The sequence below is a fragment of the Olleya sp. HaHaR_3_96 genome (genome assembly GCF_019278545.1).
Classification (GTDB): Bacteria; Bacteroidota; Bacteroidia; order Flavobacteriales; family Flavobacteriaceae; genus Olleya.
This window is the reverse complement of sequence record NZ_CP058987.1, coordinates 4,338,981-4,351,547: the sequence shown is the minus strand read 5'-3', so window position 1 is coordinate 4,351,547 and position 12,567 is coordinate 4,338,981. Positions and strand designations below refer to the sequence as shown.

The 12,567-nt window shown below is 32.8% G+C and carries 13 protein-coding genes; 6 read left to right on the top strand and 7 right to left on the bottom strand.

From position 1 onward, the window contains the following. Positions 1-18 precede the first annotated feature (18 nt). Positions 19-534: an RNA polymerase sigma factor gene (locus H0I26_RS19375; RefSeq protein ID WP_218700458.1), complete on the bottom strand. Its 516-nt coding sequence runs from the start codon at positions 532-534 to the stop codon at positions 19-21. Between the two features lie 331 nt (positions 535-865). On the opposite strand from H0I26_RS19375, the gene H0I26_RS19370 reads away from it, so the two are divergent. The 3 genes from H0I26_RS19370 (at position 866) to H0I26_RS19360 (ending at position 3,414) form a co-directional block, all read left to right on the top strand. Beyond that, on the top strand, positions 866-1,924 hold the full coding sequence (locus tag H0I26_RS19370) for a hypothetical protein (RefSeq protein ID WP_218700457.1): 1,059 nt from the start codon (positions 866-868) through the stop codon (positions 1,922-1,924). An 89-nt stretch (positions 1,925-2,013) separates the two neighbouring features. Next, positions 2,014-2,778 (top strand): membrane metalloprotease, encoded by a 765-nt coding sequence (locus H0I26_RS19365; protein ID WP_218700456.1) that lies wholly within the window; start codon positions 2,014-2,016, stop codon positions 2,776-2,778. Positions 2,779-2,820: 42 nt separating this feature from the next. After that, positions 2,821-3,414 carry a porin family protein gene (locus tag H0I26_RS19360; RefSeq protein WP_218700455.1) on the top strand — a complete coding sequence of 198 codons (594 nt, stop codon included), beginning with the start codon at positions 2,821-2,823 and terminating at the stop codon, positions 3,412-3,414. A gap of 171 nt (positions 3,415-3,585) precedes the next feature. On the opposite strand, the gene H0I26_RS19355 is transcribed toward H0I26_RS19360, so the two are convergent. Continuing rightward, the gene (locus H0I26_RS19355) at positions 3,586-5,088 is read right to left on the bottom strand and encodes an aldehyde dehydrogenase family protein (protein ID WP_101020678.1); all 1,503 of its coding nucleotides are present in this window, start codon (positions 5,086-5,088) and stop codon (positions 3,586-3,588) included. A 492-nt stretch (positions 5,089-5,580) separates the two neighbouring features. On the opposite strand from H0I26_RS19355, the gene H0I26_RS19350 reads away from it, so the two are divergent. Further along, positions 5,581-6,756 carry a dicarboxylate/amino acid:cation symporter gene (locus H0I26_RS19350; protein WP_101020676.1) on the top strand — a complete coding sequence of 392 codons (1,176 nt, stop codon included), beginning with the start codon at positions 5,581-5,583 and terminating at the stop codon, positions 6,754-6,756. Here H0I26_RS19350 and H0I26_RS19345 read toward each other — a convergent pair. The 5 genes from H0I26_RS19345 to H0I26_RS19325 all read right to left on the bottom strand — a co-directional run bounded on the left by H0I26_RS19345 (position 6,753) and on the right by H0I26_RS19325 (position 10,733). Beyond that, complete coding sequence (locus tag H0I26_RS19345; RefSeq protein ID WP_218700454.1) at positions 6,753-7,592, bottom strand: helix-turn-helix domain-containing protein; 840 nt, start codon at positions 7,590-7,592, stop codon at positions 6,753-6,755. The genes H0I26_RS19350 and H0I26_RS19345 overlap by 4 nt on opposite strands. Positions 7,593-7,642: 50 nt before the next feature. Beyond that, a complete protein-coding gene (locus H0I26_RS19340; RefSeq protein WP_218700453.1) occupies positions 7,643-8,155 on the bottom strand; it encodes a CIA30 family protein in 513 nt (170 codons plus the stop codon). 97 nt (positions 8,156-8,252) lie between these two features. Next, complete coding sequence (locus tag H0I26_RS19335; RefSeq protein WP_218700452.1) at positions 8,253-9,560, bottom strand: hypothetical protein; 1,308 nt, start codon at positions 9,558-9,560, stop codon at positions 8,253-8,255. A gap of 94 nt (positions 9,561-9,654) precedes the next feature. Then, entirely contained in the window at positions 9,655-10,167 is a 513-nt protein-coding gene (locus tag H0I26_RS19330; RefSeq protein WP_218700451.1) for a DUF3592 domain-containing protein, read from the bottom strand. Continuing rightward, positions 10,167-10,733: a DUF3592 domain-containing protein gene (locus H0I26_RS19325; RefSeq protein WP_218700450.1), complete on the bottom strand. Its 567-nt coding sequence runs from the start codon at positions 10,731-10,733 to the stop codon at positions 10,167-10,169. Before H0I26_RS19325 ends, H0I26_RS19330 begins: the two co-directional genes overlap by 1 nt. A gap of 118 nt (positions 10,734-10,851) precedes the next feature. Here H0I26_RS19325 and H0I26_RS19320 point away from each other — a divergent pair, with 118 nt between their 5' ends. Both H0I26_RS19320 and H0I26_RS19315 read left to right on the top strand, forming a co-directional pair. Next, a complete protein-coding gene (locus H0I26_RS19320) occupies positions 10,852-11,463 on the top strand; it encodes a SprT-like domain-containing protein (RefSeq protein ID WP_218700449.1) in 612 nt (203 codons plus the stop codon). A gap of 16 nt (positions 11,464-11,479) precedes the next feature. After that, a complete protein-coding gene (locus H0I26_RS19315) occupies positions 11,480-12,562 on the top strand; it encodes a mannose-1-phosphate guanylyltransferase (protein WP_218700448.1) in 1,083 nt (360 codons plus the stop codon). Positions 12,563-12,567 lie beyond the last annotated feature (5 nt).

Sequence of the window (12,567 nt, the reverse complement as noted above, 5' to 3'; positions counted from 1 at the left end):
CTAGTTTACCCTACTTTATTAAATGTTTTCTATGTGTTGCTTTAATGTTTTTAAGGCAGCAGACATTCGTTTTTCAACCGCTTTTTGAGAGAGGTCTAATAGTACAGCAATTTCACGATACTTTTTGCCTTCAATTCTATTTAATAAAAACACTTCACGCTGTCCATCCGTCAATAAAGCAATAGCATTTTGTAGCTTCACTTTAAATTCTTCTTCTTCTAATAAGTATTCTGGACTTTGATTGTCTTGATCTATATAAGGTGCTGCTTTGGCGTAATCCATAACCACCTTATTATGTTTGATGGTATTTAAAAACATATTATTAATAGAGGTAAACAGATACGTCTTTGCTTTTGTGAACTCTATTTTAGAACAATTTTCCCATATTTTAGAAAAAGCATCCTGTACTAAATCTAAAGATCTGGCATTGTCTCCGCATTTGTAATAGGCAAAGTTACTTGCCGATTGGAGGTGCTCTAAATAAAAATTACTGAAGTAATGCTCTTCGCAAAGGTTGTTTTTACTGTCAATCATAAATTAGGTTAAGCGATTCAATACTCTTTTTTGGGAATTATTTTTTTGTAAAAGTAGGGTAAAATTATTTTGTGTTGTCTTAAGGTCGTATTAATCCAAAAGATAAGAAATGGAAACCGAAAAATTAATCACAATAGTAGAAACTTTTTTATTGATCATACTATTATCAAGCTGTGCAGCTTCAATTTATATTATAAATCAATTATTTAACATTTTAGGGTAGGGTAAAAAATAACCCAGTTGTCTTACTTATAGACAGGCAATAAAAAGGCTCTCAAAAAGAAATTTACAATTCAACAAAAGAAGAATTAACTTTACAAACTTTTAAATTATGAAAAATCTTAAATTATTTACAGCATTATTTTTAACGTCATTATTAACGTTTACATCTTGTCAAGATGAAATTGATAACGAAAACGGAAATAACCCAAATACAAATTCAGCTAATTCTGAAACAGCAAAAAATCTAGAACGTGCTTCTGCATATGATGGGTCTTTTGACGACTTTTTAGATGATACGTCTTGCTCTTCTGTAGTATTACCTGTTGTAGCTACAGTTAATGGTGTGCAAGTGTCAATTATAAGCCAATCGGATTACCAACAGGTTATCGATATTTTAGGGCAGTTTAATACGGATGACGATTCTGTTGTATTACAGTTTCCATTTGCTGTAACACTAAGTAACTATACAGAGGTAGTTATTGCTAGCCAATCCGATTATGACGAAATTCTTGCAGTTTGTGAGGGTTTAGAGGCAGCGGGCGAATCTGCAATAGCATGTGTAACCTTTGATTTTCCTATCACTATTTTAACGTATAGTTTAGGTTTAGAACAAACCGGTAGTGTTGTTGTCGATACTGAGCAACAATTATATACGTATATGAATGACTTTGGTAATGATCAATTATTTGCAATTAATTACCCAATTACAGCAACTGTTGAAGGTGATAGTACACAATCTTTAGCTTTTAATAGTGATGCCGAATTACAGGCTGCCATTACAGATTGTCTTGGTATTGAAGGACTAGAGGAGCAAGCACAAAATACAGCAGATGAATTAGAACTTATTTTAGTAGATGGTGTTTTTCAAGTAGAATCTGTTATTGACGCAGGAGTGGATACAGCTATAGATTTTGCAGAGTTTACTTTAGATTTTGCTAACGATTTATCAGTAGTTGCGGAGAATGTAGTAAGTACAACAGTACAAGATGTATTAGGGACTTACCAAGTAACCTCTGAGACAGAAGTCTTTTTAAACTTATCGTTTACAGGAAACTTAGCTTTTAATTTATTAAATCAAAACTGGGCAGTGACTAGTTTTAGTAGTACTTCAATTTCTTTACAAAGCACAACAAATGCAGCGTTAACTTTAGTGTTAACCCAAATATAAAGTCGTTAAGTTAAGTGGTTATTATTACTTTTAACAGTGCTGCTATACTTAATCGTGTAGCAGTACCGTTAAAAAACAAAAGGATAAAGATGAAAAAGATAAGCGTTTTAAGTATAGTGTTGTTTGTATTGTTATCATGTAGTAATGACGATACGCCATCGGATTCTAATACTACTGAGATGGCAAACCAATTATCTGTGGGAGTGTCTGCAAACGATTTGTTGTCTGATACAACCTTTTCTAGCTTAGTTATAGAGCTTGTTTATGTTGAAGGCTTTGAACCTTCCGAAACAGCAGTAAATAATTTTGTTGCTTTTTTAGAGGCTAGAACACATAAGCCAGACGGAGTTACGGTACAAAAACGGGCAATCTCATCTCCAGGACAATCTCCTTATTCTAATGAAGAAATAGCTGCTATCGAAGACGATAATAGAACCTTATATAATAACAATAATCAAATTGCAGTTTGGGCCTTTTTTGCGGATGGTGAGTCAGGAAATAATACCGATACAGGTGTCGTACTTGGTACCGCTTATCGCAATACCTCTTTTGTGATCTACCAAGAAACGATTGAGGAGTTAACCTCCGGAACTTTTACAAATACAACACCAATATTAGAATCTACGGTAATCACGCACGAGTTTGGACATATATTAGGATTGACAAACTTAGGAAGTGCGTTGCAATCTAGTCATGAAGATGCAGACCATCCAAAACATTGTGATGTTGATAGTTGCTTAATGTACTGGCAGGCCGAAACAGGTGGCGGTGCTATGGGCATGATCTCTGGTGGTACGATACCACAATTAGATGCACAATGTATTGCAGATCTGCAGGCAAATGGCGGGAAATAACTAAAGCAAACATTACATTTTATTTACTTAAAACAATTACTTATGAAAAAGCAATATATAATAATGGCCCTATTTTTTGGTGCTCTATTTTCAGTAAACGGACAAGAACAAACCATTAAAAGCAAATCTAACGGAGGTATTAAAGCGGGATATAATTTAGCAGCTGTACAATATGACGGCGATACAGAAACGGGACAACGTAGTGGTTTTCATGTTGGTGTTTATGGCGAATCTTATATTACAGATTTTGCGTCTATACAAATAGAAGCTTTGTATTCTCAACAAGGGTATCAAATTGAAACGGACGGTGGGACATTTACACAAAAATTAAATTATATAAATCTACCGTTGTCTTTAAAACTGTATCCAGTAAGTACGTTTTATTTAGAAGCTGGGCCACAAATAGGTTATGCTATTTCTCATAAAGAAACATACGATAGTAATTTTAATTTGTTTGACACGTCTCAAGAGTTTGAGCCAAACAATTTTGATTATGGTGTTAATTTTGGAGTGGGTTTTAAAACAGAGTCTAACGTGACGTTAGGGGTGCGCTACCATCTGGGATTAGGAGATATTTATGATGATGGCTCTCCTAAAAATAGAGTATGGCAGTTTTCTGTAGGATTTGGATTTTAGATTGTAGACAAAAAATAGAACACGTAAAAAACCGCTTTCAAGTAATTGAAAGCGGTTTTTTATATGATTGTCATTACATAGAAGTGTGACGTCGCAATCTTCTTGTAAAAGAAAAATAAAACCTCAGAGGTCTCTGAGGTTTTAGGTAAAATATAAATAATTAGGTCTTTATTAAAAGAAGCCCATCGGTTTCTTGTCGTAAGAGATTAACATGTTTTTTACAACACGGTAATGATCTAAAGCCATTTTATGGTTTTCACGACCAAAACCAGACTCCTTAACGCCTCCAAAAGGAGCATGAGCAGGGTAGGTATGGTATTGATTGACCCAGACTCTACCTGCTTGTATCGCACGTGGTACTTGGTATAATTCGTGAGCATCACGAGACCAAACCCCAGCACCTAAGCCATAAGGTGTGTCGTTTGCAATTGCAATAGCTTCTTCAGTAGAGCTGAATGTTGTTAATGCTACAACTGGCCCAAAAATTTCTTCTTGGAAAATACGCATCTTATTATGTCCTTTTAAAACGGTAGGTTGTATATAATAACCTTCAGAAAGCTCACCGTCATAATTACCAGCGCTCCCACCAGCAACGACTTCTGCACCTTCATCTTTTCCTATTTTGATATAATCAAGGATTTTATCGTATTGTGGTTTAGAGACTTGAGATCCAATCATTGTTTCAGGATCTAATGGGTTTCCTGTTTTGATTGCTTTTAAGCGCACTTTCATTTTTTCGATAAATAGATCTGCAATATCTTCGTGTACTAAAATTCGAGATGGAGCTGTACAAATTTCACCTTGATTTAAAGAAAACATTAACGCTCCTTCAATAGCTTTGCTAAAAAAGTCATCATCATGAGCAGCTACAGATGGGAAAAATACGTTTGGAGATTTACCACCTAATTCCATTGTTACAGGAATAATATTTTCTGCTGCATTGTGTAATACTTTTCGTCCAGTCTCAGTAGAGCCAGTAAACGATAATTTTGCAATACGTTTTGAGGTTGCTAAAGCTGCACCAGCTTCTGCACCAAAACCAGTTACAATGTTTAATACACCTGCTGGTAAAATGTCACCAATAAGTTCCATTAGCATAATAACACTTGTAGGTGTTTGTTCTGCGGGCTTAACAACAGCAGTACAACCTGCAGCTAATGCCGGAGCAATTTTCCAAGCTAACATTAACATTGGGAAGTTCCAAGGGATAATTTCACCAACAACACCTACAGGCTCATGTAATACAATACTAACGGTGTCTTTGTCATGTTCTGAAATACTACCTTCGTCTGCGCGGATAACTCCAGCAAAATAACGGAAGTGATCAATACAGTAAGGGATGTCTGCTGCTCGAGACTCTCTAATTGGTTTACCGTTATCAATGGTTTCTAAAGTTGCTAAGTACTCGAAGTTATCCTCCATAACTTGAGCGATTTTTAATAGCATATTACTACGCTCTGTAGCTGAAGATGTACTCCAGGCAGGAAACGCGTCATGTGCTGCATCTAAAGCAAGATCTATATCTTCTTGAGAAGAACGTGCTGCTTGCGTGAATACTTTACCATCTACAGGGGAGACGTTATCAAAATATTGACCGTTAACAGGAGCAACGAATTTACCTCCAATAAAATTCCCGTATTTTTCTTTAAATACAGGCTTTGTTACATTTGCCATAATTATATGTTTTAAATTATTATTTAATTGAATCTTACAAAAAACTAATGTTTGTAAGTATAGTGCAAATGTAAGTTTGGTTGTTTGTTCTTTATTTATTGAAATGGTTCATTAACTTATGAAAACAGGTCAATATTTTGTGCTACTTATTAAATAAATTAAGTGTAGATTGTAGCGTGTTGACTTTGTGGTTGTTACTATTTATGTGTTTTTTGTTTTAGAGTTTTATGGACTGATTGTGGGGTTTTGAAGTACCTATAAAAGTAGTTTGGCCTTTTATAGGTGTTAAGAGTCATAAATTGATGATCTAATAAAGGGTTTGTGGCAATAATATTATCTGCGTTAAATCTTATTTTATAAAGCGAAGCTATGGACGTATAAAATTTAAATAAATAACTTATTAAATGTTCAATCCTGCGATTGGTTGTATATTAGCGAGCTTAAAAATAACGTATAAAAAACTATTATTTTTTGTACCAATTAGTAGATCTTATGAAGCGCATATTTTCAAACTTATTATTTAAAGTTTTTCTAGCCATAGTATTAGGTATTGTTTTTGGACATTATCTCCCGGAATCTATAAACCGTGTGTTTGCAACTTTTAATGCTTTTTTTGGGCAATTTTTAAATTTTGCTATTCCGTTAATAATAATGGGCTTGATAATGCCTGCCATTTCCGACTTAGGCAAAGGTGCCGGTAAGCTGTTATTGCTAACGGCCGGTATTGCTTATGGGTCTACCTTGTTTTCTGGCTTTATGACCTATTTTACAGCTTCTAATATCTTTCCAATGCTTTTAGAGTCTCATGTCAATGAAGCAACTCAGATTACTGATTCAGGTCTTGAATTATTACCTTATTTTAGTATTAATATTCCGCCAGCATTAGATGTCATGACAGCTTTAGTCTTAGCATTTGTAATTGGTTTAGGACTTGCCTCGCAGGAACAATCTAGTTTGAAATTAGTGGTAAAAGATTTTCAAAAAATTATAATGCAATTAATAGAAAACGTGATTGTACCTTTATTACCTCTGTTTATTTTAGGGATATTTGCAAGTATGTCTTTTAGTGGAAAGGTATTCTCAATCCTTTCTATATTTATAAGTATTATTGGAGTCATTTTTGCCTTACATATTCTATTGTTATTACTTCAATATACTATTGCAGGTATTCTTACAAAAAAGAATCCTTTAAAGTTGTTAGCAACGATGATGCCTGCTTATTTTACCGCATTAGGGACTCAGTCTTCAGCAGCTACGATTCCTGTAACCTTAGAACAAGCATTAAAGAATGGGGTTTCTGAAAAAATAGCAGGCTTTGTTATTCCATTATGTGCTACCATTCATCTTTCAGGAAGTATTATGAAAATTACTGCTTGTGCTATGGCTTTAATGGTTTTGCAAGGCATGCCTTTTAATTTCACACTCTTTGCAGGATTTATTTTTGTGTTAGGAATAGCTATGATTGCAGCACCAGGAGTGCCTGGAGGCGCTATAATGGCAGCTGTGGGTATCCTACAATCAATGTTAGGTTTTTCTGAAGAAATGTTAGGGTTAATGATCGCTTTATATATTGCAATGGATAGTTTTGGTACTGCTTGTAATGTTACAGGGGACGGTGCCATAGCTTTGGTTGTTAATGAAGTAACAAAAGGAGAGGCGCGTGCTTAATTAGAGATTTCTGTTGGATTGATTCCAAACTTGTTTTTAAAGGCAGTACTGAAATTTGATAGATTGTTGTATCCAATATCTAAGTAAATATCGGAAGGTTTTAGATGACCTTCCTGTAATAATATTTTTGCTTTTTGAAGACGTTTATCTTGAAACCATTGTCCCGGAGGGCTATTGTAAGCTGCAATAAAATGGCGTTTAAAAGTCGATAAACTCATATTGCATAAAAAAGCAATTTCTTCAACTTTAAGATTAGAATTAATATGGTTTTCTATTGTGCTGTTAAAAGGGGATATTTCTTTTGAAATCAAAGCATGTAAATAGTACTCAAATGGATTCCCATATTTATCAAGTAGGTATAACATTATTTCGTCAAACTTTAAAGATAATAGAGCAGAGCTATAATTGTTTTTTTCGAATGCTTTTGAAGATAGAGAGCTTATAAAAGTAGCAATGTAATCGTCATTTTCAATGACAAAATAAGGGACTTCTTCTTTGTAAGGTTTGACATTGTTGGTGTATTTGCTTAAAAAATCAGTGAGTTTTTGTTCAGAAAAGAAGAAGAGTTTACAATAGTAAATAGTTTCTGTGTCTAGTAATTCTGTCCAAAGCCAATTTCCTTTTTTTAAGAGTAAGGATTGATCTTTGTTTACTGCAACCGTATTACCTGAAAAGTGAACCTGTTTTTTGCCTACTTGTAAAAAGCTAAACATATTCATCCCTAAATTAACCTTACTTTTAACAACATCATTACTCATTTTAAAATCATACACGAATAAATCTGAGTTTTTTGTGCTATCTTTTATGTAGATTTCAGGTATGTTTTCTATTGCCATTAATGTTGTTTTAGAATTAGAAGATAAGATGTTAGTTTTAAAAAGATGGCTTACTCAAACGTTATATAATCAATTTCAATATCAAAAGCACCTGCCTTTTTATCACTAATAATTATCACTATATTAAAAACGTCATCTAAAGCTTTTGTTGGCATTTGATCACCAATAATTTCACCAATACGGTAATGTTTAAAGTCAGATAAGTTAAGTGTTAAAACTATCCAATCTGTTGTGTTTGGCGTAAACAAAGATTTGTAATAGGGGATATAATACTGTTGACTATTTTTTAAGGACACCCCAAACGTGCGATCTGTACGGTTACTTTTATAGCGGATACTAACTGTTTTACAACGGGTTAATGCGCCTGCAGTAATTAAGGTGCGTATACTTGCAAATCCACCATTGTTCTCTAGACTGATTTCGCCTTTAAAGACCATACTGTTTTCTGATAAAGTCGTGATGGATTTTGATAATCCTCCCATGACACCATCATTAACAATACGCCAATCATCTCCTGATTTGTTCTTTCCGAAATCGATTGTTAATCCTGTGTTTGCTGTCATAAAAAGGGTGTTGTAAATAATAAAGACGTTATGATTAAAGATACAAAGTAACAAAAGACAATACTATTAAAGGATTGTTAATTGCCTATAGTGTTTGTTAATCATATACCAGTCTAAAAGGGAGTCTTAAAAAACTTATAGCAGGATTGCCTTTTTGGTCCTTTGCTGGCGTCATTTTAGGAATGCCTTGAATGATACTAATAACTTGTTCTAGATTTTCTATCTTCTTTTCTCCATAAGCAGAAAGGACATCTATAATACCTTCTTTGTTGACAAATAGCTTTAAGATAAAACGCTCATCCATATTAGAACTATTTGAATTGTCATTTTCAGGCACCCTAAATTGTCTGTTAATTAGTTGTTTTAGTGTGTTGTCTAAACAATTTAATTGTGCAGTATTGTTATCCAAATTAATACAATTAGGATGGATAGGAGGTGTGTTTTTTCTTGTTGTTCCAGTTTTATTTCTGTAGAATTTTTGAGTGTAATCAAAAGGAAGCTTGTCGATTTTTAAAGTGCCATCCTCTAATGTGTCTAGTTTGAAAAAGACATTAAACTCAGAGCTGTAATAATTTAGATTATTAGGCATGATTTTGCTTAAGTGAGCAAGTGTTTTATCTTTAAAAAGGCTATTGTAATCTTGGATTATTTTGTCGGATGTAGTGTTATTTGGGAAGGATATGTCTTTTAGCAGTAAATCTTTTTTGTTAGCGTATATATTTATAAAGACGGATAAAATATTATCATTAGCATCGTTTAATAAAATAGTTTTGTTCGCATTCTGTAATTGTAAAAATATAGCCTCTTGTATGGTGTTATAAAAACAGAGTTTTACATCTTGTGTGTCAGTACATTCCTTGAATACTAAATTGATTCTTTCAGGATTGTTTTTAATGATATATTGTCTAGGAATAGTGTATTTGGTTTCAAATGGAATAGGTGAAAGGTTTAATTTGTTTTTGTCAGTCCAGGTAAACAACAAATCGTAGTTAATATAGAAATAAGATCTGTTTTTCTTTATTGTTTTATCAATATAAAATTTGGATGATGTCAAGTTCTTAACAGTGACCTCCGTGTCAGTAAAAATGGTGTTATTCCTCGAATCTTTTAGGTACTGATTTGTTATTATTCCTTTTTTGTTAAGTGTTAGATCTAAAGAGATAACTAAAGTGTCATTAATAGTACTGTTACGAAGAATATCGAGGTGTTCTTTAGTTAATGCTTCCATAAGATTTTTTTGAAAAGCAACGTACATTAACTTATTAGCGTCATTATTGTCTTTTAGTTCTTTAAAAACAGCGTCTTGCTTTTTGGTTGTATTATTTATTTTAAGACTGCCTCTTCTGTTTTGGCTTAATGAGATAGTAGAAAATAATATAAGTGAAATAAAAATTAGTCTGGTCATAATTAATTTTGTTGGTCAGTTTATGATTGTTTAATCAGGAAGTCAAAAGTATAGATTTGTATAAAAATGCTTAAGCTTTTAAAATTTAAAAGTTTTATTTTGGTATTTTAATGGTGTCTATAAGTAAATGTATTCCATCATTTTCTGGGTGTTGTATGTATATACCTAAGCCAATTCCTAGTAATACAATGCCAATAACTAAAGTATAATAGATGTTGTAATTTGTTTTTTGTATTAAACAACATTTGGCATGGTTTGTAGGGCTGTAATATACTTTTAGCTTGGTGTTTTTGGTTAGTTTAAGGTAGGTGTAATGTTGTTCACTTCTATTTGTCGTGAAACCGTTAGAGTTAATTCTATAGATTCTTTTTCCTATTAACGTATTATGACTTCCTTTTGGTTGGTATTTATATTTAACAATAGTTTTATAGGTTATATAAGTCCCTCCGCTATCACTGCTATCTGTTTGTCTCTTTGTTAAAAATTGTGAATCAATAATAATGCCTTCTGTTTCATTCCAGAATACCGATTGCATGGATAGAAATATTTGTATTACTGCTAGTAAGAGTAATAATGCGCCGCTAATTGTTAAAATATAAATAATCATTATTTGAGCTTAATTTGATTTGAAGTATAATTAGAGGGGTACTTGTAATTTAAATAGAGTAACACAATAAGTAATAATGAAAACGAGAATGTTATTATAGTTGACCCTAATTTTTTGTAATCAAAGTCATATTGTATTAATGTCGCATGTTCGGGATGTTTGGGATTGACATAAATAAATATTTTTTTATGGTATTGTAATTTCTGAAATAAAAGACGATGCAGTTCGTTGGTGCCTTCATTAGTAGTGTTTTTTGTTGTATCTCGTCTTTTGTTAAAACCAATATTATTACTAGTATATTGGTTTTTGTTAAAGTTATAACTGTATTGTATTTCACAAACATCGTTTAGAAAAACAGTATACAAATAAGGATCATCTTTAAGTGCAGGATTTGGAGTTTTGATAAGCTTTATACTGTTAATTACAGCCTCTGTTTTTTTCCAATTGTATTTTTGATGTTCTGTTAGTATTTTTAAATTTATATTTAAAAATTTAAAGGTTAAGAGCAAAAATATAAATAGCATTATAGACAGTAATACTATTAAAAGTTTTGGAAGTTTATTCATTAAATATTGTGGTTTTTTTTAACGGAAAACAGATTGTAAACAAACTTAATTGTTTTTATATAAAAAATCTACTCTTACAAGGATGTATAATCTTTGTAAAATCTTATTTTTGTTGCCAATGCAATACACCATTTCTCATTATATTCCAGAAGCATCAGTATCTCAGGTTTTACAACTGTTAGAACACGATAATTTAATTGTTTTAATTAAAAAGGAACGTAAAACACGGCATGGTGATTATCGCAGGTTGCCCAATGGTAAACATCAAATAACGGTTAATGGAAGTTTAAATAAATATCGTTTTTTGATTACATTAATACATGAGATTGCACATTTAGAAGCGTTTTCTAAATTTGGTCGTAATATAAAACCACATGGCGTAGAGTGGAAGCGTACCTTTCAGCACTTAATGTTGCCATTTATAAACCCAGAAGTGTTTCCAAAGACCATTTTACCTGCTTTAGCAAAGCATTTTATAAACCCAAAAGCATCTAGCGATACAGATGTACAACTCGCCTTAGCTTTAAAGCTATTGGACGCTCCAAATAATAAAAGCTTTATATTTGAAGTACCTTTACATCAAACTTTTAAAACACATAATAACCGTGTGTTTAAAAAGGGAGCAAAACGACGCACACGTCACGAATGTGTTGAGGTGAAAACCGGTAGGATTTACCTGTTTAACGCCAATGCTGAGGTAGATATAATTAATGATGAAGTAAAGGCTTAATACAAATACGAAGGATATGCAAAATAAAAATTATTACGCTATTTTAATGGCAGGAGGAGTAGGTTCACGCTTTTGGCCTGTTAGTACAGAGGAGTTCCCAAAACAATTCCACGATATGTTGGGGACTGGAGATACGCTAATTCAAAAAACATTTAGCAGATTAAGTAATCTAATTCCTAAAGAAAATATTTTCATTCTTACTAACGAAAAATATAACGATTTAGTACTAGAGCAACTTCCGGAAGTTAATCAACGTCAAGTTGTTTTAGAGCCAGCAATGCGCAATACAGCACCTTGTATTTTGTATGCAAGTTTAAAAATCCAAAAAGAAAATCCTGAAGCGGTCATGATTGTTGCGCCAAGTGATCATTGGATTGAAGATGAAGCGGCCTTTACTAAAAATGTAACACAAGCCTTTAAATATTGTGAGCGTAATGATGCCTTAATGACTTTAGGCGTGACACCAACCTTCCCAAATACGGGATATGGTTATATCGAGTGTGGAGTGGCTTCAGAAGATAATATCAGTGATGTTATTCAGTTTAGAGAAAAACCTGATTATAATACAGCAAAGCAATTTATTGCTAAAGGTAATTTTTTGTGGAATGCGGGGATTTTTATGTGGAGTGCAACTAGTGTGATAAAAGCCTTTCAAAATAAGCAACCGGAATTATTCGAATTATTCAAAGCGGGAATACCAACATACAATACAGAGTTTGAAGACGATTTTATTAAAGAGAATTACGCTAAAGCGGAAAACATCTCTGTAGATTACGCGATTATGGAATCTTCGACCAATGTCCATGTAATACCAGCAACTTTTGATTGGAATGATTTGGGGACGTGGGGAAGTTTATATGATAAATTAGATAAAGACGAAAATAATAATGCAGTGGTTAATGCTAAAACATTAACGGAAGATGCATCAGGAAATATGATCCGTACCAAAGCCGACAAGGTAGTGGTAGTCGATGGATTGAATGATTATATTATTGTGGATAAAGATGAAGTTTTACTTATCTTTCCGAAGTCAAAAGAACAAGATATTAAAAAAGTACTCCAGGAAGTAAAAGACAAGTATGGAGAGCATTACGGATAGTATTT